20 protein-coding genes are annotated in these 24,981 nt (G+C 33.3%); 14 read left to right on the forward strand and 6 right to left on the reverse strand.

Features of this window, described 5'->3' with window-relative positions; all coding sequences use genetic code 11:
• Positions 1-3 precede the first annotated feature (3 nt).
• The 3 genes from B3L86_RS13355 to B3L86_RS13365 form a co-directional block, all read right to left on the reverse strand.
• The gene (locus tag B3L86_RS13355; protein ID WP_291120268.1) at positions 4-1,692 is read right to left on the reverse strand and encodes a PspC domain-containing protein; all 1,689 of its coding nucleotides are present in this window, start codon (positions 1,690-1,692) and stop codon (positions 4-6) included.
• Between the two features lie 5 nt (positions 1,693-1,697).
• A complete protein-coding gene (locus tag B3L86_RS13360; RefSeq protein WP_291120271.1) occupies positions 1,698-2,027 on the reverse strand; it encodes a PadR family transcriptional regulator in 330 nt (109 codons plus the stop codon).
• A gap of 131 nt (positions 2,028-2,158) precedes the next feature.
• Complete coding sequence (locus B3L86_RS13365) at positions 2,159-2,584, reverse strand: DUF4870 domain-containing protein (RefSeq protein ID WP_291120274.1); 426 nt, start codon at positions 2,582-2,584, stop codon at positions 2,159-2,161.
• 143 nt (positions 2,585-2,727) lie between these two features.
• On the opposite strand from B3L86_RS13365, the gene B3L86_RS13370 reads away from it, so the two are divergent.
• The 3 genes from B3L86_RS13370 to B3L86_RS13380 all read left to right on the forward strand — a co-directional run bounded on the left by B3L86_RS13370 (position 2,728) and on the right by B3L86_RS13380 (position 6,814).
• On the forward strand, positions 2,728-3,180 hold the full coding sequence (locus tag B3L86_RS13370) for a DUF4442 domain-containing protein (RefSeq protein ID WP_291120276.1): 453 nt from the start codon (positions 2,728-2,730) through the stop codon (positions 3,178-3,180).
• 90 nt (positions 3,181-3,270) lie between these two features.
• Positions 3,271-4,179 (forward strand): TIGR01777 family oxidoreductase, encoded by a 909-nt coding sequence (locus B3L86_RS13375; RefSeq protein WP_291120279.1) that lies wholly within the window; start codon positions 3,271-3,273, stop codon positions 4,177-4,179.
• A 91-nt stretch (positions 4,180-4,270) separates the two neighbouring features.
• Complete coding sequence (locus B3L86_RS13380) at positions 4,271-6,814, forward strand: zinc-dependent metalloprotease (protein ID WP_291120282.1); 2,544 nt, start codon at positions 4,271-4,273, stop codon at positions 6,812-6,814.
• Between the two features lie 73 nt (positions 6,815-6,887).
• Here B3L86_RS13380 and B3L86_RS13385 read toward each other — a convergent pair whose 3' ends face one another.
• Positions 6,888-7,550: a YceI family protein gene (locus B3L86_RS13385; protein ID WP_291120285.1), complete on the reverse strand. Its 663-nt coding sequence runs from the start codon at positions 7,548-7,550 to the stop codon at positions 6,888-6,890.
• Between the two features lie 245 nt (positions 7,551-7,795).
• Here B3L86_RS13385 and B3L86_RS13390 point away from each other — a divergent pair, with 245 nt between their 5' ends.
• The 8 genes from B3L86_RS13390 (at position 7,796) to B3L86_RS13425 (ending at position 14,860) form a co-directional block, all read left to right on the forward strand.
• Positions 7,796-8,347: a nucleotide exchange factor GrpE gene (locus B3L86_RS13390; protein ID WP_414655136.1), complete on the forward strand. Its 552-nt coding sequence runs from the start codon at positions 7,796-7,798 to the stop codon at positions 8,345-8,347.
• Between the two features lie 6 nt (positions 8,348-8,353).
• Positions 8,354-9,469 (forward strand): molecular chaperone DnaJ, encoded by a 1,116-nt coding sequence (gene dnaJ / locus B3L86_RS13395; protein ID WP_291120291.1) that lies wholly within the window; start codon positions 8,354-8,356, stop codon positions 9,467-9,469.
• A 160-nt stretch (positions 9,470-9,629) separates the two neighbouring features.
• Positions 9,630-10,550 (forward strand): ABC transporter ATP-binding protein, encoded by a 921-nt coding sequence (locus tag B3L86_RS13400; protein WP_291120294.1) that lies wholly within the window; start codon positions 9,630-9,632, stop codon positions 10,548-10,550.
• Between the two features lie 21 nt (positions 10,551-10,571).
• Positions 10,572-11,876, forward strand: coding sequence for an ABC transporter permease (locus B3L86_RS13405; RefSeq protein WP_291120297.1), 1,305 nt, complete (start codon positions 10,572-10,574; stop codon positions 11,874-11,876).
• A gap of 3 nt (positions 11,877-11,879) precedes the next feature.
• The gene (locus tag B3L86_RS13410) at positions 11,880-12,719 is read left to right on the forward strand and encodes a mechanosensitive ion channel family protein (protein WP_188360814.1); all 840 of its coding nucleotides are present in this window, start codon (positions 11,880-11,882) and stop codon (positions 12,717-12,719) included.
• Between the two features lie 15 nt (positions 12,720-12,734).
• Positions 12,735-13,898 (forward strand): sigma-54-dependent transcriptional regulator, encoded by a 1,164-nt coding sequence (locus tag B3L86_RS13415; protein WP_291120303.1) that lies wholly within the window; start codon positions 12,735-12,737, stop codon positions 13,896-13,898.
• 77 nt (positions 13,899-13,975) lie between these two features.
• Positions 13,976-14,587, forward strand: coding sequence for a DEAD/DEAH box helicase (locus tag B3L86_RS13420; protein WP_291120305.1), 612 nt, complete (start codon positions 13,976-13,978; stop codon positions 14,585-14,587).
• Between the two features lie 54 nt (positions 14,588-14,641).
• Complete coding sequence (locus B3L86_RS13425) at positions 14,642-14,860, forward strand: putative signal transducing protein (RefSeq protein WP_291120308.1); 219 nt, start codon at positions 14,642-14,644, stop codon at positions 14,858-14,860.
• 35 nt (positions 14,861-14,895) lie between these two features.
• On the opposite strand, the gene B3L86_RS13430 is transcribed toward B3L86_RS13425, so the two are convergent.
• Positions 14,896-16,119 (reverse strand): MFS transporter, encoded by a 1,224-nt coding sequence (locus B3L86_RS13430; protein ID WP_291120310.1) that lies wholly within the window; start codon positions 16,117-16,119, stop codon positions 14,896-14,898.
• A 252-nt stretch (positions 16,120-16,371) separates the two neighbouring features.
• On the opposite strand from B3L86_RS13430, the gene B3L86_RS13435 reads away from it, so the two are divergent.
• Entirely contained in the window at positions 16,372-18,006 is a 1,635-nt protein-coding gene (locus B3L86_RS13435) for an ABC-F family ATP-binding cassette domain-containing protein (protein WP_291120312.1), read from the forward strand.
• A gap of 53 nt (positions 18,007-18,059) precedes the next feature.
• Here B3L86_RS13435 and B3L86_RS13440 read toward each other — a convergent pair whose 3' ends face one another.
• Entirely contained in the window at positions 18,060-18,878 is an 819-nt protein-coding gene (locus tag B3L86_RS13440; RefSeq protein WP_291120313.1) for a DUF6929 family protein, read from the reverse strand.
• 48 nt (positions 18,879-18,926) lie between these two features.
• Between B3L86_RS13440 and B3L86_RS13445 the strand changes: the two genes are divergently transcribed.
• Together B3L86_RS13445 and B3L86_RS13450 are read left to right on the forward strand one after the other, a co-directional pair.
• A complete protein-coding gene (locus B3L86_RS13445; protein ID WP_291120315.1) occupies positions 18,927-19,808 on the forward strand; it encodes a PPK2 family polyphosphate kinase in 882 nt (293 codons plus the stop codon).
• A 204-nt stretch (positions 19,809-20,012) separates the two neighbouring features.
• Entirely contained in the window at positions 20,013-24,977 is a 4,965-nt protein-coding gene (locus B3L86_RS13450; protein WP_291120317.1) for a translocation/assembly module TamB domain-containing protein, read from the forward strand.
• Positions 24,978-24,981 lie beyond the last annotated feature (4 nt).

Genomic DNA, 24,981 nt, shown 5'->3' on the forward strand with positions numbered 1-24,981 from the left:
TTCTTAGTTTTTAATAATTACACCATCTTCATTTATTTGCAATCCTTTAAAATCATTGGAGTTTCCTTCTTTGATTTGTATGCCGCTTTTGTTTATTGTTACAGTTGTTGACGTGGAATCATTTTCTTCTGATTTGTCATCTTCTTTACAATTCACACATTTTAATTTTTTATCTTTTACAAAATAGGTTTTGTTATCAAATCCATTTTCAAAATTCATGTCACTACCATACCATTCGATACTTGTGTTCAAGGTGTAATCCGGTTTTATATAATATCCATCAGGAATATACAATCGAACTGTTACACGTTGATCTCTGTATTTTTGTTTGATATCAGTGAAAAAATAGTTGTTTAAAATTAAGGTATTATTTTCAAACAATAGTTTATAATCAATGTTTTCTGCACGTTTTTTTGCATTGCTCAATGAATTTCCATCTGCTTTTTTATCAATGATATAATACGGTTTGTTTTCTGATGTGTGATTGATTTGAAAACGTACGTTGTTTGAAAACATTTTCTCTTCACCATTTTCGTCTTCTACAAATGTGAAATCATACTTTCTTGAAACAGAGCTGGTGAAATTTTCATTGTTTTGAAATTTTACAAACAAGGTGTCATTTTGATTCAATTCAAAAAACTCTTTTTGCGTACTGTTTGCATCAAAAGCACTTTCTGAGGCTTGACGAACTCCAAAGGTTATTAATAATGCAATTGCAATAATCCATATCGCTAACAAACTGTATTTTGCAATATTACCAATAGATTTCATGTTGGTTATTAAAAGCTTCAAACCTAAAATCATCAAAAAGAAAAATGGTATTCCAATTGCAAAAAAGCAAATCAAACCTAATACCCAAACAGGAACTTCGCTCGTAATTACTGCATTCACATATTCCTGCCAAGGTTGTCCGAAAATGGTTCCTATGAAAACACTAACAATTAATCCTGCCAAAGTTGAAATGGAAACTATTACAATTATAGCACCTAAAAACTTTGCAAAAACATTAAAAATGGCTAAAAATAGTTTGCCAATTGTTGAGCCAATTTCTTCGGCACCTGATTTAACTTGGTTTCCCATTTTTTCATAATCTGCATTTTCTACTTTTTCTGAAAACGAGGCAAATTCTTCACGAACTTTTTTTTCGATATTTGAAAGATTAGCCGGTTCTCCGGTCATTTCTAATTTTTCAACTGTAGTAATTGCTTTTGGAATTAATACCCAAAGCAAAATGTAAACAAAAATCATTGTTCCGGCACTAGCAAATAATAACAATATCAAGGCTAATCGTAACCATAAGGCATCAACACCTAAATAATGACCAAATCCTGCCGCAACACCACCTAGTATGTTTTTATCTATGTCACGATACAGTTTTTTAGATGATTTTGATGCCGAAAACGACTGAGTTGATTCTCCGTTTTCTTCTTCTAACCTATAATCTTCCGGTTGTCCCATGATTGCAATCATGGCATCAACATCTTTTAAATTGATTACATGTTTATCTGATTTTTTGTTTTCAGAAAAAATCTCAGATATTCTCACTTCAATGTCTTTCATGATTTCATCCTGACCATTTGCATTGGACAATGAACGTTTGATAGCATCAAAGTATCGACTTATTTTTTGAAAAGCGTCTTCATCGATATGGAAAAAAAGACCGCCTAAATTTATATTAACTGTTTTGTTCATGACTGTTATTTTTTTATTGTTATTGTGTTCACAGCGTTTGACAATTCACTCCAAGTAGTGTTCAATTCTGTTAAAAATTGCTTTCCGATTTCGGTTAGACCATAATACTTTCTTGGTGGTCCCGAGGTTGATTCTTCCCAACGATAGTTGAGTAATCCATCATTTTTTAGTCTGGTGAGCAACGGATAAACTGTTCCTTCAACCACTAACAACTTTGCTTCTTTAAGGGTATCTAATATTTCAGATGTATAGGCTTCTTTTTCTTTGAGAACTGAAAGAATGCAAAACTCTAAAACCCCTTTTCTCATCTGGGCTTTTGTGTTTTCAATGTTCATAATTCATTTTTTTAATTTTTTAATTACTGTTCGTTTTTGATTGATGATTGTCACTCCTTTATACAATGACAGATGATTGATTGATTGATTGATTGATTGATTGATTGATTGATTGATTGATTGATTGATTTTTATTTTATAAACGGTATGGTTAAAGGATATTTATATACTGAACCATTTCCTGCTTTTATAGTTCCAATAAGAATTAATATAAATTCTGTTATAGACCACACTATTAAGGTTAATCCGGTTATGATTGCAACGGTTATCAAATTCACCGGAATAACATCGATACCTTGGTTTTCAAATTGAACAATTTCAATGATTGAATTGATAAAAAAGACACCAAAAATGATTGCAATAATGATACTATATAATAGTAGGCTCAAATTAAAGTTAATTACTGATTTTCCATTCTCGTCCACAAATTGAGAATCGGTCTTCTTGCTTTGCCAAATAATAATTGGAACAATTATTCCTGCAAACGGAACTAAATACTTAGCTAATGAACTTAAATGGATAGCTACGGCTGTGTTTTTTTCGCTTTGTGTTGTCATAATATAAATGTATATAATAATATCTTATACAAATATATGTCTAAAAGAAGGTATTGTGTTACGCATAGTACTAATATTTAACATAAAATTAACATATTGTCAATTCATAAATTAATTCTATTTTTACTAAAAATTCAGTATCCATGCAGATTACAGCCCGAAAATTAAACAGTTTCTTATTTTTTAAATTACCTTCCGCTTTTTGGTGTGGAGTTCGTGTAAAAACGATTGATTCAAACCATTGTGTGGTTACAGTAAAACACAAATGGATTAATCAAAATCCGTTTAAATCAATGTATTTTGCAGTTCAAGCGATGGCCGCTGAATTAACAACCGGATCTTTGGTGATGTTGCAAATAAAGAAAAGCGGCAAAAATATTTCTATGCTTGTGGCCAATAATAATGGAAATTTTACCAAAAAAGCAACAGGACGAATTACTTTTACGTGTAACGATGGTCATTTAATTGAAGATGCCATCAAACAAACTATTGCAACAGGAGAGGGACAAACTTTTTGGATGAAATCTATAGGAATTGATGAAAAAGGCGATCAGGTTTCAGAAATGAATTTTGAATGGAGCATTCGTATTAAGTAGTAGAACGATTTTAAATTCAATGAATTAAACAATTCCCAATTAACTTTTCTTTTGAAGCAAGAGGGTCTAAATTTGTATAAAAAAATAAAAATGACACTATTAATAACTGGGGCAACAGGTTTGGTTGGAAGTGAAATTGTTTCATTACTTTTAGAAAATAATCATACGGTTCATTATTTAACTACTTCAAAAGATAAAATAATTGATAAACCAAATTATAAAGGGTTTTATTGGAATCCGAAGCAAGGTGTTTTAGATGAGAGTTGTTTGAATGATGTGGAAGTAATTATTCATTTAGCCGGTGCATCCGTTTCAAAAAGATGGACATCTAACTACAAACAAGAAATTATTGAAAGTAGAATTGATACTTCAAATTTATTGTTTAAAGCATTAAAACAGCATCCTAATCAAGTAAAGCAAATTGTTTCAGCTTCTGCAATAGGTATTTATAAAGATAGTTTGACTGAAGTATATCATGAAGATTCAAAACAATTTGGCGATGATTTTTTAACCAATGTTGTGCTAAAATGGGAGGAAAGTGTTGATAAATTCAGTCTATTACATTTAAAAGTATGTAAATTAAGAATTGGTTTGGTTTTGTCTGATAAAGGTGGAGCTTTATCAGAAATGATAAAACCTATCAAGTTAGGATTAGGTTCTCATTTTGGTTCGGGTTTACAAATGCAATCATGGATTCATATTTCAGACTTAGCTCAAATGTTTTATTTTGCAACCCAAAATCAATTGGAGGGGGTTTACAACGCCGTAGCTCCAAATCCGGCTACGAATAAAGCGTTAACAAAGTCAATTGCTAAAGTGTTGAACAAACCTCTTTTTATGCCGGCAATTCCTAAGTTTGCTATGCAATTGGTGTTGGGAGAAATGCATCAATTGCTTTTTTCAAGTCAAAATGTAAGTTCTAAAAAAATTGAAAATCAGCGTTTTGAGTTTCAATTTGAAGATTTAGAACCTGCTCTAAAAGATTTATTGAATACATAATATTTTCTTAAACAATTGCTAATTATTTTTTACAGAGATAATTAGTAGAATTTTTAAAATATATTTGAGGATTATAACTAATCTCTCAACTATGATAAAACAACTTTTAGTAGCAGCAACACTTTTGTTGCTTTTCTCTACAACTGACGCATTTGCTCAAAAAAAGAAAAAAGATTCTAAAAAAAACACAACAACCACGGCAACAATCACTCCTCCGGATGCCAAAAAACCGGATGTAAAAAAACCAAAACCCTACAATAAAGTAATTGATTCAAGTGCCGTTACTCAAAAAGGATTAATTGATGTACATAAAGTTGGCGATAAATATCTTTTTGAAGTGGCTGATTCATTGCTTGGAAAAGAAATAATGTCAATTACAAGATATTCAAAAACTCCGGCCGGAGGTGGAATATTTGGAGGAGAAGAAGTGAATAGACAAGTGATTAAGTTTGAAAAAGGCTTAAACGATAATATTTTACTGCGTTCTGTAACTTACGTAATCACAACACCAAACGAAGATTCGCCGATAACGAAAGCAGTAGAAAATTCTAGTGCCGATCCAATAATTGGTAATTTTGATGTAATGGCTTATAACAAAGATGGGAAAAACATCAAAGGTTATGTATTTGATGTAACCCCTCTTTTTGATGCTGATTTACAAGCTTTTTCATTGGATCCTATCCGGAAGCAATTGCTAAATATTGTTGCCTTTCAAAAGGACAAGTCGTTCATACAAACAATGAAATCATTTCCGGTTAATACGGAAATTCGTTCAGTAAAAACGTTTTCTACAAAACCAAGACAAATTTCTCTAACACCAACTCCAACTATTGGAACTAATTTTCCAGCTGGTTTAGATGCAGGTGTTGTAACTTTTGAATTGAACACTTCCTTCATTTTATTACCTCAAAAACCTATGCGAAAAAGAGCTTTTGACAAGCGAGTTGGTTATTTTGCAAATGGTTATAGTGTTTTTGAAGAAAACTCTTTAAAAGCAGAACGAGATGTTTTTGCTGTTCGTTGGAGATTGGAACCTAAAAATGCTGAAGATGCAGAAAAACAAAAAAGAGGGGAACTAATTGAACCTAAAAAACAATTAGTTTATTATATTGATCCTGCCACTCCAGATAAATGGAAACCTTTTATAAAAGCCGGTATTGATGATTGGCAAGAAGCTTTTGAATTCGCCGGATGGAAGAATGCTATTAGAGGAGAATATTGGCCAGAAAACGATCCGACGATGAGTTTGGAAGATGCTCGTTTTTCAGTTTTAAGATATTTTGCAGCTGATATTCAAAATGCATACGGACCAAATGTTCATGATCCAAGAACAGGAGAAATTTTAGAAAGTCATATCGGTTGGTACCACAACATTATGAGTTTGTTGCGAGATTGGTATTTAATTCAAACAGCAGCAGTTGATCCTCAGGCTAGAACCATTAAATTTAATGATAAGTTGATGGGTGAACTGATTCGATTTGTTGCGGCTCACGAAGTTGGTCATACTTTAGGTTTACGTCACAATATGGGAGCCAGTCATGCTACTCCGGTTGAAAAGTTGCGAGATAAAGAATTCCAAAAACAATTTGGACACACGTCATCCATCATGGATTATGCTCGATTTAATTATGTGGCACAGCCAGAAGATGGTGTGACTGATTTGTTTCCAAAAATTGGTGATTATGATAAATGGGCCATCAGATGGGGTTATGCGTATTTTCCGGATGCCAAAGATGAAAAGGAAGAAAAAGCATTGTTAAACTCCATGACAAAAGAGGCTTATAAAAATAAACGCTTACATTTTGGAACAGAGACCAGTCCTTTTGATCCTAGATTTCAAACCGAAGATTTAGGTGATAATGCTATGAAAGCTTCAGAATATGGAATAAAAAATCTGAAAAGAATTTTACCTCAATTGATTACTTGGAGTAAAGAAGATGGCGAGGATTATTCAGAACTTGACGGACTTTATAATTCACTTACCGGACAATTTAGACGTTATATGGGACATGTTACCAAAAATGTAGGTGGTATTTATGAAGATCCAAAAACTGCAGATATGGAGGGTGATTTGTATGAAGTTGTGCCGTCAAGTATTCAAAAAGAAGCTGTTGCGTTTTTGAACGAACAATTATTTAAAACGCCGGTTTGGTTATTAGATCAAGATATTTTAAACAAAATCAAACCTGAAAGTGGGGTTGAAGCCATGAAATCATTACAAGGTGGAACTTTGAACAGTTTGTTTTCAGGTGATCGTTTGATTCGTTTGATAGAAACTTCTTCACTTAATAAAAAGAATTATACGGTAGATGAGTTATTTAGTGACATCAGAAAAGGTGTTTTTTCTGAATTACGAATCAATGCACCTATTGATGTTTATCGAAGAAATCTTCAAAAACTGTTTGTAAATAATCTTATTGAAGCTCTAGATAACGATGGAAAGAAAACCGCAATGGGATTGAACAGAAGACCAGTAAAATATAGTGAAACTGACATTCCATCAATTGCCAGAGGACAATTAACAGAATTGAAAAACCAGCTGAAATTAGGTGCAGCTTCATCAACTGACAGATTGAGTAAATTTCATTTAGCAGATTTAGTTTCAAAAATTGATACCGCTTTGAACCCAAGGTAAGTATTCAAAATAGTCTATAAAAAAAACGCTGATGAAAATCAGCGTTTTTAGTTTCTAGTAAGATGAGTAAAAATTATTTTGAAGCTTTAACCGAAATTTTCAATTCGATAGCATCATTTATGAATTTATCTCCTAAGTTATCAAAGATAGATTTTGAACCATAATTTACATTCCAATCTGTTCTGTTGATTGTAAATGTTTCTGTAGTTAACATTAAACTATCACCATCAAGAGCTAAAGTTGCAGGGAATTTTACACTTTTTGTAATTTCTTTAAGCGTTAAATTACCTTCAATTGTAGTTTGTCCGTCAACTGTATTTACTGAAGTAATTTCAAACACCCCTTCAGGATATTTATTTGTGTTGAAAAAATGATCAGCATCTTCTGCTTTACCCAAACCTTTTAGGTGTCCTTCCAAATCTTCTTTACCATCACCTGCAGCTAAGTCTAAAACAGTAATTGAAGTCATGTCAATCGTAAATTTACCACTTTCAACTTTACCGTTGTTTAAATAAACCTCACCCGCAGAAATAGCAATAGTTCCATTGTGCTTTCCTGTTGGTTTTGACCCAACCCATTCTATTGTAGAGTTTGCAGTATCCACAACATAACCATTAGCATCATCTGAAGTTGTTGCAACTTCTTGAGCGTCACCGGCTTCAGTTTTGTCGTTTTTACAAGAATTTAATGTTAGTAATCCACCAACGAAGGCAAAAATTAAAAAAGATTTTTTCATAATATATTTGATTTTTTGTTGATTCAAAATTAAATTCTTTTAAACAAATCCTTCTTAAATTTATACTAAAATTTATTTGAACAATAGAAATTGGACTTTTTACAAAAGTGAAATTATTGTAATTTAGAAAATTTTGTAATTAAAAAATCACAATATTTTGCTGACAATTTGACATTTTTAAACAAATGGCAGTACTTTTGCAATCCAAAATCCAACAATAAATGTTCAAAAAATTTTTTAAGAATATGAACCAGGAGTCTACAGAAAATATAGAAAAGGAAATCATTGAAAACGAAGCAACAATAGAGCAGAATCAAGAAAATGCAGAAGCTCCAACTGTTGAAATATCCAATGAAGAAAAGTTAGAAGAGGATTTAGCAAAAGAAAAAGATAAATTCTTGCGATTATTTGCTGAGTTTGAAAATTATAAAAAGCGTACAACCAAAGAGCGAATTGATTTATTTAAAACAGCAAATCAAGAAGTTTTACAAGCAATGCTTCCTATTTTAGATGATTTTGACCGAGCAATGATTGAAATTTCTAAAACTGACGATGAGAATTTGATTACCGGTGTCAACTTAATTCATGAAAAGCTAAAAAACACTTTAGTTTCAAAAGGATTAGAGCAAGTAGAAATTAATCCGGGTGATGATTTTAATGCAGATTTTGCAGAAGCAATCACACAAATTCCGGCTCCATCTGCTGATTTGAAAGGTAAAATTGTAGATGTTATAGAAAAAGGATACAAGTTAGGCGATAAAATAATCCGCTTTCCAAAAGTTATAATTGGAAATTAAAAGTTTATGAAAAAAGATTTTTACGAAATATTAGGCATTTCAAAAAATGCTACTGCCGAAGAAATTAAGAAAGCGTATCGCAAGAAAGCAATCGAATTTCACCCCGACAAAAACCCCGGAAATAAGGAAGCAGAAGAAAACTTCAAAAAAGCTGCTGAAGCTTATGAAGTATTGAGTGACCCAAATAAAAAAGCCAAGTATGATCAATATGGTCATGCAGCTTTTGACGGTCATGGCGGATTTGGTGGCGGTGGCGGAATGAATATGGATGACATCTTCAGTCAATTTGGCGACATTTTTGGTGGCGGTGGATTTGGCGGTTTTGGTGGATTTGGCGGTGGCGGAGGTCAACGCAGAATGAAAGGGAGTAATCTTCGTATAAAAGTGAAACTCACTTTAGAGGAAATTGCCAATGGTGTTGAGAAAAAAGTTAAAGTAAAACGTAAGGTTCAAGCTGCCGGAGTGAGTTATAAAACTTGTGGAACATGTAATGGTTCCGGTCAGGTTTTGAGAGTAACCAATACCATTTTGGGAAGAATGCAAACGGCAACCACCTGTCCAACTTGTGGTGGTGCGGGTCAATCTATTAGTTCCAAACCAAATAATGCCGATGCTCAAGGAATGATTTTAGAAGATGAAACCGTTTCTATCAAAATTCCTGCAGGTGTTGTTGATGGCATGCAATTAAAAGTTTCCGGAAAAGGAAATGATGCTCCGGGTAACGGAATCCCCGGTGATTTAATTGTTGCCATTGAAGAAGTGGAGCATGAATTTTTAAAACGCGAAGGTGAAAACCTTCATTATGATTTATATATAAGTGTTGCAGAAGCCGCTTTGGGTGTTTCCAAAGATATTGAAGCCATTGGTGGAAAACTGAGAATTAAGTTAGAAGAAGGTATTCAATCAGGTAAAATCTTACGTCTAAAAGGAAAAGGAATTCCTAATATAAATTCCTATGGAAATGGCGACTTATTGGTTCATATTAATGTCTGGACACCCAAGAAATTAGACAGAGAACAAAAGGAATTTTTTGAAAAAATGCTTACTAACGAAAACTTTATTCCTAACCCTGAGAAATCAGATAAATCTTTTTTTGAAAAAGTTAAAGATATGTTTTCATAGTTTATAAAATTTTTTTACATTTGAATCATACTAGGCAACTAGTATATTCTTTTTCATAGCAATTTTTCCCATCCTTGTGTAACTATAAGGGTGGGTTTTTTTTGTAACAAATTTCTAAAACCACTACCAATTGGCTATATTTACGTTTTTATAAAAATCTATGAGTACAATTCTTCAAATAAATGATTTAGTTAAACAGTACGGAAATTTTACAGCTCTAAACAAAGTATCTTTAAGTGTCCCAACCGGAAGTATTTATGGGCTTTTAGGTCCAAATGGAGCCGGAAAAACTTCGTTAATTAGAATTATCAATCAAATCACAATGCCCGATAGTGGTAGTGTATTTCTTGATGGTGAAAAATTGAAATCCGATCATATTGCTCACATTGGTTATATGCCGGAAGAACGCGGTTTATATAAATCCATGAAAGTTGGTGAACAAGCGTTGTATTTGGCTCAATTAAAAGGTTTGAGTAAAAAAGAGGCTAAAATTCAATTGGATTATTGGTTTCAAAAATTGGAAATTGAAGGTTGGTGGGACAAAAAAATTGAAGAACTTTCAAAAGGAATGGCACAAAAAGTGCAGTTTGTTGTTACCGTTTTACACAAACCTAAATTATTAATTTTTGATGAACCTTTTTCAGGATTTGATCCCGTGAATGCCAACATTATCAAAGATGAAATTTTAGAATTACAAAAAAATGGAGCAACCATAATTTTTTCAACCCATAGAATGGAAAGTGTTGAAGAGCTTTGTGACCATATTGCATTACTTCATCAATCCAATAAATTAATTGAAGGTAAATTATCTGATGTAAAAAGACAGTTTCGAACAAACACCTATAAAGTTGGAATTTTAACTCAAGATGTAGAAGGTTTAATGGTTCAATTGACTCAAAAATATACAATTGCTCAAACTAATTTTAAATCGTTAAATGATGATTTGAAGTTTGAAGTTTCCTTGGGAGAAAGTTCACCAAATGAGCTCCTTCAGTTATTACTTCAAAAAGGTCAAGTTACCCATTTTGAAGAAAATATTCCAAGTGTAAATGACATTTTTATTAAAACAGTAAGTCAATAATTTTCAATACAGAATCAAATTATGAGTGTAGTTTCATTAATTATTAAAAGAGAATTTATTGCAAAAGTTCGCAACAAATCATTTATAGTAATGACTTTTTTGAGTCCGTTACTGTTTGTTGCTATTGCTGTTTTGGTAGGTTATCTGGCTTCAATGAAAGCGGAAACCAAAAAAATTGCCATACATGATGAAAGTGGAAATTTTATTCCAGTCTTTAAAAATTCGGATGCTTATTCCTATCATGATTTATCAGCAATTGATTTGCAATTTGTGAAAGACAGCATCTTAAATACAAAATACGAAGGATTGTTATACTTTCCTAAAGTAGCTAGTTTACGTGATTATGAATCAAAAATTCAGTACATTTCTAATGAAAGTCCGAGTATGAATTTCATTGGAACTATTGAAAGTTTAATTGGAAAAAAAATCACTGAGCAAAATTACATCGTTGCCGGTTTAGATACTTTAGCTATTAAAAATTCAGTTTCAAAAGTCAGTGTCAATTTAGCAAAATCTTCAGGTGAAGAAACTGTAAAAGGTTTAAACGAAATAAAAATTGCCATTGGAGGAGCGTTTGGCTATTTGATTATGATGTTCATTATAATTTATGGAAATTTAGTTATGCGTAGTGTGATTGAAGAGAAAACCAATCGAATTATTGAAATTATTATTTCTTCAGTGAAACCCTTTCAATTGATGATGGGCAAAATCATTGGTACTTCTTTAGCCGGAATTTTACAATTTTTAATTTGGGCCATAATTGGGTTTATTTTATTCTTTGGAATTTCTACTTATTTTGGTGTTCAAATGGGAGCCACTCCCGCACTTGATGCCGGAATGATTGAAGCCGGTCAAGCGGAAATGGGTTCAAAAATGCAACTCTACATCAAAGAATTTTTAACCTTACCAATAGGAACTTTATTGGTTTCATTTGTATTATATTTTATTGGAGGTTACTTTTTATACAGTTCATTTTATGCTGCAATTGGTGCTGCTGTTGATAACGAAACCGATTCACAGCAATTTTTATTACCTATAATTATGCCTTTGGTTTTAGGGGTTTATATTGGTTTTTTTACAGTGTTGAATGATCCACACGGAACAGTTGCGACTGTTTTTTCCATCATTCCATTAACTTCACCAATCGTGATGTTAATGCGAATTCCGTTTGGCGTTCCAATTTGGCAGCTGGTTTTATCAATTGTTTTGTTGTTTTCTACTTTCTTCTTGGTCGTTTGGTTTGCTTCAAAAATATACAGAGTCGGGATTTTAATGTATGGAAAGAAACCAACTTGGAGAGAATTGTTTAAATGGATGAACTATTAGCCTATGGAAATTATTGAAAAATTAAAAGACATTTTAGGACTAAGTCTAATAAAAACTGAAGATGTTAATCTGACATTAGGAGCTATTATTGCATTGATAGTAGCCTTTTTAATTACAAGTTACTTACTAAAATTTATTAGAAAAGTTATAACAAGGAATCTTCCGGATGAAGATAAAAACAAGTTTGTCAGTATTTTTCAATTTGTTCAATATTTAGTTTATCTTTTTGTTATCATGTTTACACTCAATGCATCCGGTGTAAACATAAGTGTCTTGCTTACCGCCTCTGCAGCAATATTTCTTGGATTAGGTTTTGCATTACAACAACTTTTCCAAGATTTGATTTCCGGAATTTTAATAATTTTGGATCAATCATTACGAGTGGGTGATATCATTGAAATAGATGGAAAAGTTTGTAAAGTTGAAAAAATAAGCCTTCGATCTACCAAAGCGGTTACCAGAAATCAGCGTGTAATGGTGATTCCCAATCATAAATTTTTAACCGATATTTTGTTTAATTGGACGCAAAACAGCAACATCATTCGCGAAAATATTGAAGTTGGAGTAGCTTATGGCTCCGATACGGAATTGGTAAAACAAATCTTGATTGCTTGTGCGACTAAACATGAAAGTGTTTTAAAAATTCCTGAACCTGTTGTGATGTTTGAAGATTTTGGCGATTCGTCATTAGATTTTGCGGTTTACTTTTTTGTAGATGATGCCTTCACAGTTCCAAGAGTTAAAAGCGAACTCCGATTTGAAATTGACAAACAATTTAGAGCCAATAAAGTTTCTATTCCGTTTCCACAACGCGATGTTCATTTATTCCAACCCAAATTTTAAAATAAAAACAGAATTATGCCAAAAATATTAATCATAGAAGACGAAGCAGCCATCCGAAGAGTGTTAACCAAAATTCTTTCGGAAGAAAATGATACGTATCAAGTAGAAGAAGCCGAAGACGGACTTTCGGGTATTGAAAAAATTAAAAATGAAGACTACGATTTAGTGCTTTGCGACATCAAAATGCCTAAAATGGATGGGGTAGAAGTGCTCGAAGCCGTTAAAAAAATTAAACCTGAAATTCCGATGGTCATGATTTCAGGTCATGGTGATTTGGAAACGGCAGTCAATACGATGCGATTGGGAGCGTTTGATTATATCTCAAAACCACCGGATTTGAATCGATTATTAAACACGGTTCGAAATGCATTAGACAGAAAGCAACTGGTTGTTGAGAATAAAATTCTAAAAAAGAAAGTTAGCAAAAATTATGAGATGATTGGTCAATCACAGCCAATTAATCATATTAAAGAGATGATTGAAAAAGTGGCTCCAACAGAAGCCCGTGTTTTGATTACCGGCCCAAACGGAACAGGAAAAGAGTTGGTAGCTCATCAATTGCATGAAAAGAGTGAACGTGCTGCTTTTCCAATTGTGGAAGTGAACTGTGCGGCCATTCCATCTGAATTAATTGAAAGTGAATTATTTGGTCATGTAAAAGGAGCCTTTACTTCTGCGGTTAAAGACCGTGCCGGAAAATTTGAAGCTGCTGATGGCGGAACGATTTTTTTGGATGAAATTGGTGATATGAGTTTAGCCGCTCAAGCCAAAGTATTGCGAGCTTTACAGGAAAATTTAGTGCAAAGAGTCGGAGCTGATAAAGACATCAAAGTGAATGTTCGAGTGATTGCTGCAACGAACAAAGATTTACAAAAAGAAATTACAGAAGGTCGTTTTCGTGAAGATTTGTATCATCGTTTGGCAGTTATATTAATTAAAGTTCCTGCTTTGAATGAAAGAAGAGATGATATTCCGTTGTTGATTGAGCATTTTGCCACCAAAATTTCAGAAGAACAAGGCAACGTGGCGAAACAATTTACTCCAGCTGCAATTAAATTATTGCAAGAATACGATTGGACGGGAAATATTCGCGAACTTCGCAACGTGGTAGAACGTTTGATTATTCTTGGCGGAAGTGAAATTTCGGAGAATGATGTGAAGCTTTTTGCGAGTAAATAGAAAGAGTGATTAGTGAATAGTAATTAGTGATTAGCTGCTAATTACTATTCACTAATTACTAATCACTTTAAAAATATATGCAACTAAAAAAAATAAACCTAAAACTTCAACAAGCCCTTATCGAATGTGGTTTGACTGAAGCGAATGAAATACAACAGGCAACTTTTTCTACATTAAAAAGTGGAGCAGATGCGGTTATTCAATCTCCAGCCGGAAGTGGAAAAACAACGACTTTGGTGCTTAATGTTATTCAACGATTAGAAAAAGCAGTCGGCGAAAGTACAAGAGCTTTAATTGTTGTAGAAAACCGCGATAAAGTAACCGAAATGGTTGATTTATTTGAAAAATTTGGTGACTTTTTAGATTTACGTGTCATTGGTGTTCATGAAAGAGGTGATATTGATTTTGATAAAAACCAAATTTCGTTAGGAATGGATGTTTTGATTGGCACGCCAACTAAGATTAACGATATGTTTGCATCTGCCGGATTCAATATGAATACCATTAAAATATTTGTGGTGGATGATGCCGAAGTGATGTTTAGAAACCGAATGGATGCCATCATTCTTAGACTTTCATTAAGTGTAGAAAAAACACAACGGGTTTTCTTCTGTTCAACCATAACCGAACGAGTAGAAGTATTAGCCGATAAAATCATGATAGAACCCGTCTTTTTTGAAGCAGAATAGTTCACCGAATTATAACTCGCAACTCGCAACTTTTAAACCTTAAAACCGAATCCTATGGGCATGATGAAAATATTTTCCGGAAGTGAAATTTTAGCTTCCGCATTAAAAGAAAAAATAGAAGAAATTGGCGTAGAAGTGCTCCAGAAAGATAACATTCAATCTGCTCGTTTGGGTGGTTTTGGCAATTTAGATTTAGCTGTAGAATTGTTTATTGATGAACGACACTTTGGTAAAGTAGCAGAAGTTGTGGAGAAGTTTAGGATGAGTATTTAAAATTTACTTTTGGACCTGACAGGTTTAAATTTATATCACCTAAAAATCTTCAAATAATAAGCCAAAACCGAAATAAACACGCCAAAAACTCCAATAAAAGCAAACGAATACCTCAAGCTGGTTAGTTCAGCAATATGTCCGATAATTGGTGGTCCCATTAAAAATCCTAAGAAACTAATTCCGGTTACAATGGTTAAAGCTTCGCTTGTCGGTAATGTTGTAATTCGTCCTGTTGTGCTGTAAACGATTGGAATGACATTCGAAACGCCAAACCCAACCATCATAAATGCAATGGTACTCGGAATTAAAAATGGAAAAGCAACAGCAGTATACAATCCCAAGGAAATAGTGATTCCACTGACAAGGAGTATTTTTTGTGCTCCGTATTTTTTAACTAAAATATCACTCAAAAATCGTCCGGAAGCCATTGTAATCATAAATGAAGTATAACCTAAAATAACCAAAGACCCGGGTGCTTTTACTACATCTTTGAAATAAACACCGCTCCAATCAAACATAATTCCTTCACTAGCTAAACAACAAAATCCAATTACACCAAGCCAAATCAACGATTTATCCGGCATTCTGAATTTTGGTTTTGCAATATCAATTGCTTGTTGAACTGCTTTCACCTTAATTAAAAAACGATAATTGATAAAAATGATTAAACCCACAACTCCAAAAACAATAATGAAATGTTGATAAGGAGAAAGTTCAAAAGCCATCATCACCAAACCAACTAACGCTCCAAAAAAACCGGCTAAACTCCATGAACCGTGAAACGAACCCATAATTGGCTTTCTGAAAATTTGTTCTGTATAAACACCTTGTGTGTTGATGGAAATATTACTGAAATTTCCGCAAACTCCAAACAAATACAACCCCAATGCTAATTGCCAAGTTTCTTCTGCCAAGCCAATATTGGTTAAACAAAATGCATAAAATGGTAAGGCAAACAACAATACTTTTCTACTTCCAAAACGCGTAACTATTTTTCCTGAAAAAGGCATAGCTGTTAATTGCCCGATTGGAAGAGCAAATAAAATAGTGCCTAATTCTCCTTCACTTAAATCCAAAAATGATTTGATATCCGGAATTCTACTTGCCCAAGAAGCAAAGCAAAATCCCATCCCAAAATAAAAAAAAGACATCGCCAAACGAATTCTGTTCAAATACGTTTGTTTCGCTTTCCGATAGCTTTTTTTATGCTTTTGTTTCGGAATAATCTTCCCTAGAAAGCTGTAGTCAAATAAAGGCATAGGTTTATTGGCTGATTGAGACCGTAAAATTAAATAAAAAAACAAGGTCTGAGCTTGATTATGATTACATTGGCTTACTTAGTATCTATTTCTCAAGAATAGTTCAAGCAATTTATCAATACCAAAAATAATTGTCATACTAATTATCATTTTCAAACTTCAAGATTCCACAAATCGATTATATTTGCACCTTGAAAATTTGAACATTCGAAAATCCAAAAATCGAATAATCTAAAAATCCAACAATCTAAAATGATTACAGTAAACGATATCTCCGTTCACTTTAGCGGAACCACTTTGTTCAGCGATGTTTCTTTTGCCATCAATGAAAACGACAAAATTGCCTTGATGGGAAAAAACGGTGCCGGCAAATCGACACTTTTAAAGATAATTGCAGGAGAAAGTAAACCGTCCACCGGAAATGTTTCTGTACCAAGAGATGCCGTGGTTGCCTATTTGCCTCAACATTTATTGACGCAAGACGGTTCGACTGTCATGGAAGAAGCTTCAAAAGCTTTTGGAGAAATCTTCAAAATGAAAGCTGAAATCGACGAAATTAATGAGCAGTTAACCATCCGAACCGATTATGAAAGTGATGATTACATGAAGTTAATTGAACGAGTTTCCGATTTGAGCGAGAAATTTTATGCCATTGAAGAAATCAATTATGAAGCCGAAGTTGAAAAAATATTAACCGGATTAGGATTTGAAAGAACCGATTTCACACGTCAAACTTCCGAATTTTCCGGAGGTTGGAGAATGCGTATTGAGTTAGCCAAAATCCTTCTACGCAAACCCGACTTGATTCTTCTCGATGAGCCAACCAATCACATGGATATCGAAAGTATTCAATGGTTAGAAGATTTTTTAATCAATTCAGCCAAGGCAGTTGTGGTCATTTCACACGATAGAGCTTTTGTAGATAACATCACCAATAGAACCATCGAAGTGACGATGGGACGTATTTATGACTACAAAGCAAAATATACCCATTATTTAGAACTCAGAAAAGACCGAAGAATTCACCAACAAAAAGCCTACGACGAACAGCAAAAAATGATTGCCGATAATCAAACGTTTATCGATCGTTTTAAAGGCACTTTTTCTAAAACAGATGCTGTTCAATCACGTGTAAAAATGCTTGAAAAACTCGTTTTAGTTCAAGTTGATGAGGTCGATACCTCGGCATTAAAATTAAAATTTCCTCCTGCCATTCGCTCAGGTCAATATCCTGTAATCGTTAAAGATTTAGAAAAATCGTATGGCGATAAATTGATTTTTAAAGATGCCAATATTGTGATTGAAAGAGGCGACAAAGTTGCTTTTGTGGGTAAAAATGGCGAAGGAAAATCAACCATGATCAAAGCCATCATGAAAGAAATCGAAATCAACGGAGGAAGCGTAGAAATCGGTCACAACGCACAAATTGGTTATTTTGCTCAAAATCAAGCCTCGTTATTAGACGAAAATGCAACCATTTTTGAAACCATTGACGACATTGCCGTGGGCGACGTGCGGACGCAAATAAAAAACATACTTGGAGCTTTTATGTTTCATGGAGACGATATCACCAAAAAAGTAAAAGTGCTTTCCGGTGGCGAAAAAACCCGCTTGGCCATGATAAAATTATTGCTTGAACCGGTGAATTTGCTTATTCTTGATGAGCCGTCCAACCACTTAGATATGAAAACCAAAGACATCATTAAAGATGCGTTGCGAGATTTTGATGGTACGTTAATTCTCGTTTCACACGACCGTGATTTTCTTGATGGCTTGGCGACCAAAGTCTTTGAATTTGGCAACAAACGCGTCAAAGAACATTTTGAAGATATCAAAGGATTCTTGGCTATGAAAAAAATGGAAAACCTTCGCGAAATTGAAAAATAATTTCTGGAATAAAATTATCAAAACTGTCATCATTTTTAATGTTGGCAGTTTTTTTATTGATGTAGTGTCAGTTTGTAAATAGTAGATTCTAATAGATTAGCATCATTATCTTCACACAATAAAAACTCTAAAACGCTATCTTGTTTTCTAAAAAATGTTATGCCTTCAAACTTGTGAGTATCTGAAATTTTTTTAGTAAAATTAATTTCTAAACTCTCAGGGGTTAAGCTCCCGATAATGCTTCCCACAACTTCACCATCGTCAAAAGTGGAATTGGAATTTTCTGCAGCAGCTAAAAAATAAATAGTATTTGAAACCAAAACAGCATCAGTAAAAGTAGCTGCAACACCATTAATTTTTGGTAAATCAATTGGTTGAAAACGCACCTCTTTTTTTTGTTCATCCAATATAAAAACGCCATTTTTTGCTCCAATACCATTTCCTCGTTGGAATAATAATGTTTTATTTTGATAATAAACGACACCTTCAATATTGAAATCTTCTGCCGAAATTCCCGATTTAATTTTCAAACTATCGTGTTGAATTTTAATATTTCGTTCTTTAACGGTTTCGTTTTTCAAATTATAAATATAAAGTGCGTTGCGATTTTCACTCGATCCCGAACCAAAAATATAAAGTTGATTGTTGAATAAAGTGATTGACTCAAAATCGGGTTTTTCTTTTTTTGGTATATTTTCTGAAGCATTTTCAATCAAAGCAATTTTATTGAGTTTCTCATCTTCAAAGGAATAATTGTATAAATAAGAACTATTGTCTGAGATTAAAAAAAGTTCGTTTTGAGTAAAAACTAAACCTGAAGCGGCTCCAATTCCTAAAATATGTAAAAAAACTTCTAACTGAAAGTTCTGCATAATTTTTCGTATTTTGGTATAAATTTAAACATTATAATTTGTTTTACTATGAAAAACATTAATCCGCACCAATTTAAAGTTGCGGCACCCATACATCTCAAAGACGTTCCAACCTTTTTTAATGTTGAAACCTCTGAAAAGAAAAAAGAAAAAGAAATCCAAAAAGTGCGTGAAAAGTTAAGTAAACTTCAAGACATAATGTATGCTCACAATCGCTATGGCGTTTTGATTTGCTTGCAAGGAATGGATACTGCCGGAAAAGACAGTTTGATTCGCGAAGTTTTCAAAGAAATCAATGCCAGAGGTGTTGTGGTTCACAGTTTTAAAACACCGCATTCCACAGAGTTAGAACACGATTTTTTGTGGCGGCATTACTTGGCTTTGCCCGAAAAAGGAAAGTTTTCAGTTTTTAACAGAACCCATTATGAAAATGTTTTAGTGACGCGAGTGCATCCCTATTATATTATGAATGAAAATATTCCGGGTATCGAATCGGTAGACGACATAACTCCTGAATTTTGGGAGAAAAGATTTGAAAGCATCAATGATTTTGAAAAACACATTACCAGAAATGGCGTTGTGATATTGAAGTTTTTTTTACATTTAAGCAAAGAAGAACAGCGTGAACGATTGATTCGAAGATTAGAAACCGAGAAGCACAATTGGAAATTTTCGCCCGGTGATTTGAAAGAAAGAGCTCTTTGGGATGACTACCAAAAATGTTATGAAGAAGCCATCAACAAAACCTCAAAACCACATGCTCCTTGGTACATTGTTCCGGCCGATAACAAAGAAACAGCCCGATATATTGTTGCAAAAACAATTCTTGATGAATTATCAAAAATAACAGACATCAAAGAACCTGAATTAGACGATAAAGTCAAAGAAAATATTGCCATGTATCGTGATATGTTGAAGGCTGAAAAGTAATTTTTTTGGCCGCACAACTAGGATTTCCGCTGCTAACCCTGAAGGAAAGCGTGCCATCAATAATTTCCAATCATTAAGAAATTCTATAACAAAACATTATAATTCTATAAACATTTATGCTGTCAGAAAACTATCTTTGTTAGGTGTGTGATTTTTTCTAATAGAAAATACCACCAAAAGCATCTTTAACCAAATCGGCAAATTTTGAAAAAGAATTTTAGAAAAGTACTAAAAATATTCCTTTGGATACTGGGTTCCATTGTGTTTATTTTTTTGCTTTTGGTGATTTTGCTTCAAGTTCCTGCTGTGCAAAATTTTGTTAAAGAAAAAGCGGTTTCCTACCTTGAAGACAAAATTCAAACCAAAGTTTCCATTGATAAAATTGAAATCGGTTTACCAAAAAACGTAATCGTAGAAGGAATCTATCTTCAAGACCAACAAAAAGATACACTTTTATATGCCGAAAAAGTATTGGTCAACCTTAGTTTATTCAAACTCATCCGTAGCAAAGTTGAAATAGAAAATGTTGAACTAACCGGCATCGTTTCCAACATCAATCGAAATGAAAAAGGGGAATTCAATTTTGATTACATCATCAATGCTTTCGCTACTGAAGAACCTAAAGAAGAATCAAAATCAACTGAAATTCTTTTAGATAAAATTAATTTGAATAACATTCAATTCAGTTTCAAAGATGCGTTAACAAAAAACGATTTCAACCTTACATTAGGTCATTTTGATACAAGAGTTAAATCTTTTGATTTAGAAAATTTGGATTTTGAAGTGCCAAAAATAGTGGTTGAAAACTTAAACTTAAAGTTAAAACAAGGTGTCGGCCAAGTGCTTCAAAATACTAAAGAAGTGGCTGAAGATGCAAAAAAAGAACCCAACCTAAAATTAAGAATAGGCGAAGTCGATTTAAGAAAAATCGATATTCGTTTTGAGTATGAATCCAATTATCTGGAAACCGGATTAGCTTTTGAAAAATTACTGATCAAATTCAACGAAATTGATTTAAAAAAACAATTTATCGATATCGCTTCATTCGATTTAAAGCAAACAAAAGCCAACCTTGTTTTTGGAAAAATTGAGGAACAAGTGACAAAAGAATCAGTAACTGAAAACACTCCCAACAATTGGAAATTGAAACTGGATAAAATTTTAATTGAAAAATTAGACTTTCAATTCGACGACGAAAAATCAATACCAATCGCAAAAGGAATCGATTATAGGCATCTTCATCTTCAAAATCTAAATCTCGATGCTTCAAAGCTAAGCTATGCCGCCGAAGACATGGCTGCTACTATTCATTCGTTTCAAGTAAATGATAAGAGCGGTCTGGAAATTCAATCGTTTTCAACTGATTTTAAGATGACGCCAACCGGTATTTCACTTGAAAAATTGTTCATCAAAACACCAAAAACCGAAATTAAAAATAAGTTGGTTTTAGGTTTTTCCTCGCTGGAATCAATGACTGAAAATACGAGTGAGATTGCGATAAGTGCCAAACTGATACAAACCAAAATAGCCTTTCAAGATTTATTGCTTTTTGCTCCGCAATTGGCTCAGGATAATCCGTTTAAAAGTCATCCAAATGCTATTTTGTTATTAAATACCGAACTTTCAGGAAAAGTTGGCAATCTACAAATTCCCTTTTTTCAAATCAGCGGAATTGGTCAAACCAATGCATCACTTTCCGGAACAATCGTTGGTTTACCCGATATTGAAAAAACGTATTTTGATCTTTCAATTGATCAATTTCAGTCTACTTCCAATGATGTGTTAACGTTTGTTCCGTCAAATACAATTCCAACCAACATTCAGCTACCTTCTATTTTCAATATAAATGGGAATTTCAAAGGATTAATCAATGATTTTGAAACCAATTTAAATTTGAAAAGTAGTTTTGGTGATGCAAAAGTGGTCGCACATTTCGATCAATCCCAAAAAGGAAACGAACGTTATGATGCTCAAATTGATTTAACAGAATTTGATTTAGGTAAGTTGATTAAAAATGATTCCATCGGAAAGCTGACTTTAAAAACCGATGTAAAAGGAGTTGGTTTAGAACCCAAAACCGCTTCAGCTGATGCGAATTTAGACGTTATCAAAGCGACTTTCAATTCTTATACGTACCAAAATGTTTCATTAAAAGGAGCAATCCAAAATGGGGATTTTGAAATCACAACTGCCAGTCAAGATCCAAATATCACCTTTGACGGAATTGCTTCAGGAAGTTTTAAAACCGAATATCCAACCGGAAAACTAACGTTAAATTTAGAAATGGTCGATTTGCAAAAACTTAATTTCATGGATAAACCATTCCGATTCAAAGGAATTGTTGAAGCCGATATGGCATCGACCGACATTGATTTTTTGAATGGCGATGTTGTTTTGCATGAATTTGTTTTGGCCAACGAAAAGGAGCAATTTACATTAGACTCTATCAAAATTTCGGCAACATCAACCGCTGAAAATAATAGTATACAAGTCGAATCTCAATTTTTGGATGCCGCCATTTTAGGGAAATACAAATTATCAAAAATAGGAACATCACTTTCAAATTCTATTCAAAAATATTATAATTCACCTGAAACTGTAACCGTAAAAAATATAGAAGAACAACATTTTACCTTTAATGTAGCCGTAAAAAACACACCAATACTGCAAAAAATAATTCCCGATTTAACCGGTTTAGAACCTATTTCTATCGATGGAAGATACAACATAGTGAATGATTCCATTGTCATGAAAGGAAAAATTCCATTGATTAAATATGGAGAAATTACAATTACAAATGCTGTAATCGATTTGAATACCGTAGAAAATGCACTAGTTTATAGCGTGATTGTGGATGATATTCAAAATGAACAATTTCAAATTCCACATACCAGTTTAACCGGAAAGGCAGAAAATAATGTAATAGAATATGCTTTACAATTGCAAGATGATAAAGGAAAGGAACGCTATTTTGTAGCCGGAACATTGGAAGCTAAAAACGGTTTAAACGAAGTGAGTTTAGATTCAGAAAAACTTGTTTTAAATTACAACGAATGGCAAATGGCAGCGGATAATTTAATTCGTTTTGGACAACAAGGCATTAATGCCTCCAACTTTGATCTTTCAAAAGGTGAAAACAAACTAACTATTCAATCGGAATCCAGTAATTTGAATGCTCCAATTGCGATTGATTTTGATAATTTTGAGATAGAAACGTTAACTAGTTTTGCTCAAAGAAGTCAGTTAGAAATGACCGGAAGAATCAATGGGAATGCCAATATTAGAAACATTAATTCAACCCCAATTTTTACTTCCGATTTAACTATAGAAAATTTCACTTTCAAAAAGGATACAGTTGGTGATGTTAAATTAAAAGTGAATAACGAAACCGCTGCTACTTTCAACGCAGAAGTATCGATTACCAGCCAAGATAATAAAGTGGATTTGAATGGTTTTTATCGCACGAGCGACAGTAGTTTTGATATGAAATTAGCCATTGATAAATTGAATTTAAAAAGTATTCAAGGATTTACAATGGGAAATTTGACGAATGGAAAAGGTTTCTTTACAGGAAATTTTGATATTTCAGGAACAGTTGATAAGCCCAAAGTAATAGGAACATTAGACTTTAATGAAATCGGATTTAAAGTCACCTCACTTAATTCCAGTTTTAAATCCATTACTGATCAAATCAAATTTACCGGTGAATCCATCGTGTTTGACAATTTTGAAATTAAAGATGAAAAAGACAATGATTTGAATATCAATGGTAGCGTTCTAACTTCAACCTATCGTGATTTTCGATTTGATTTAGCGGTCATTGCCAATAATTTTAAAGCAATTAATTCAACTGCTAAAGACAGTGATTTATATTATGGTGAGTTGTATGTTGACACTAGATTAAACATTCGTGGCGACATGAATAGTCCGGTAGTGAATGGAACTTTGAGGGTAAATGAAGACACAAAATTTACGGTTGTTTTACCACAATCGGATCCTTCCATTGCTGATCGTGAAGGAATTGTGGAATTCATTGATCCAAATACGGTGAAATTATTTGATGATTCTTTAGCCTTGAGAGATTCATTAAATACAAGTTCCATTCGTGGAATTTTAGCTTCAGTCAACATCGAAATTGATAAAGAAGCAGAGTTTTCTATCATTATTGATAAAGCAAATGGAGATTTTTTAAAGTTAAAAGGCGAAGCTCAATTAAGTGGTGGAATTGACCCTTCCGGAAAAACAACTTTGACAGGAAGATATGAGTTTACTGAAGGAAGTTATGAAATGAGTTTTAATTTAATCAAAAGAAAGTTTGATATAAAAAGTGGTAGTTATATTCTTTGGACAGGTGAACCAACTTCGGCGAATATTAATATTACGGCAATTTACAAAACTGAAACTTCGCCTCTTGATTTGGTGAGTGATCAATTGGGAGCGGTTACAGCCGATGTTAGAAATCGTTACATGCAACGAATTCCGTTTGAAACGGAACTAATAATGACCGGAGATTTAATGAAACCTGATATTGCATTTAACATTGTGCTTCCGGAAGGAAACAACAGTGTTTCAACCGACATTATCAATATGACACAAACCAGATTGGCTCAACTTCGTCAGCAACCTGATGAAATGAACAAACAGGTTTTTGCATTACTTTTATTGAACCGTTTTGTGGGAGAAAATCCGTTTGCCTTATCAGGTGGTCCAACTGCTTCTTCGTTAGCAAGAGAGAGTGCAAGTAAAATTTTATCGCAACAACTGAACAATTTAGCCGGAGATATTATCAAAGGTTTTGAATTGGAATTTGATTTAGATTCCTCCGACGATTTTACCACCGGCCAACGCGAAACCCGGACCGATTTGAATGTGGCACTTTCTAAAAAATTATTAGACGATCGCTTAAAAATTAACGTAGGAAGCAGTTTTGGATTGGAAGGGCCACAACAAGAAAATCAAGATGCTTCAAATATTGCAGGCGATATTTCTGCAGAATATCAATTGTCAAAAGATGGACGTTATCGTGTCAGAGCTTATCGAAGAAACCTTTATCAAGTGGCACTTTTAGGTGAAGTGGTTGAAACCGGTGTGGCATTTATTGTCACCATTGATTATAATAAATTCAAAGAAATTTTCAGTAAGAAAAAAGAAGAGCACTCAAAAAAGTAATCCG

The organism is Flavobacterium sp. UBA6135, from assembly GCF_002428305.1.
Taxonomy (GTDB): Bacteria; Bacteroidota; Bacteroidia; order Flavobacteriales; family Flavobacteriaceae; genus Flavobacterium.

What these genes read in the sequence shown, in the direction of transcription:
- B3L86_RS13420 (WP_291120305.1), top strand. Translation starts at nt 13,976, where the DNA reads ATGCAACTAAAAAAAATAAACCTAAAACTTCAACAAGCCCTTATCGAA.
- B3L86_RS13370 (WP_291120276.1), top strand. Translation starts at nt 2,728, where the DNA reads ATGCAGATTACAGCCCGAAAATTAAACAGTTTCTTATTTTTTAAATTA.
- B3L86_RS13410 (WP_188360814.1), top strand. Translation starts at nt 11,880, where the DNA reads ATGGAAATTATTGAAAAATTAAAAGACATTTTAGGACTAAGTCTAATA.
- B3L86_RS13385 (WP_291120285.1), bottom strand. Translation starts at nt 7,550, where the DNA reads ATGAAAAAATCTTTTTTAATTTTTGCCTTCGTTGGTGGATTACTAACA.
- B3L86_RS13380 (WP_291120282.1), top strand. Translation starts at nt 4,271, where the DNA reads ATGATAAAACAACTTTTAGTAGCAGCAACACTTTTGTTGCTTTTCTCT.
- B3L86_RS13365 (WP_291120274.1), bottom strand. Translation starts at nt 2,584, where the DNA reads ATGACAACACAAAGCGAAAAAAACACAGCCGTAGCTATCCATTTAAGT.
- B3L86_RS13355 (WP_291120268.1), bottom strand. Translation starts at nt 1,692, where the DNA reads ATGAACAAAACAGTTAATATAAATTTAGGCGGTCTTTTTTTCCATATC.
- B3L86_RS13400 (WP_291120294.1), top strand. Translation starts at nt 9,630, where the DNA reads ATGAGTACAATTCTTCAAATAAATGATTTAGTTAAACAGTACGGAAAT.
- B3L86_RS13415 (WP_291120303.1), top strand. Translation starts at nt 12,735, where the DNA reads ATGCCAAAAATATTAATCATAGAAGACGAAGCAGCCATCCGAAGAGTG.
- B3L86_RS13425 (WP_291120308.1), top strand. Translation starts at nt 14,642, where the DNA reads ATGGGCATGATGAAAATATTTTCCGGAAGTGAAATTTTAGCTTCCGCA.
- B3L86_RS13390 (WP_414655136.1), top strand. Translation starts at nt 7,796, where the DNA reads ATGAACCAGGAGTCTACAGAAAATATAGAAAAGGAAATCATTGAAAAC.
- B3L86_RS13435 (WP_291120312.1), top strand. Translation starts at nt 16,372, where the DNA reads ATGATTACAGTAAACGATATCTCCGTTCACTTTAGCGGAACCACTTTG.
- dnaJ (WP_291120291.1), top strand. Translation starts at nt 8,354, where the DNA reads ATGAAAAAAGATTTTTACGAAATATTAGGCATTTCAAAAAATGCTACT.
- B3L86_RS13375 (WP_291120279.1), top strand. Translation starts at nt 3,271, where the DNA reads ATGACACTATTAATAACTGGGGCAACAGGTTTGGTTGGAAGTGAAATT.
- B3L86_RS13440 (WP_291120313.1), bottom strand. Translation starts at nt 18,878, where the DNA reads ATGCAGAACTTTCAGTTAGAAGTTTTTTTACATATTTTAGGAATTGGA.
- B3L86_RS13360 (WP_291120271.1), bottom strand. Translation starts at nt 2,027, where the DNA reads ATGAACATTGAAAACACAAAAGCCCAGATGAGAAAAGGGGTTTTAGAG.
- B3L86_RS13445 (WP_291120315.1), top strand. Translation starts at nt 18,927, where the DNA reads ATGAAAAACATTAATCCGCACCAATTTAAAGTTGCGGCACCCATACAT.
- B3L86_RS13405 (WP_291120297.1), top strand. Translation starts at nt 10,572, where the DNA reads ATGAGTGTAGTTTCATTAATTATTAAAAGAGAATTTATTGCAAAAGTT.
- B3L86_RS13430 (WP_291120310.1), bottom strand. Translation starts at nt 16,119, where the DNA reads ATGCCTTTATTTGACTACAGCTTTCTAGGGAAGATTATTCCGAAACAA.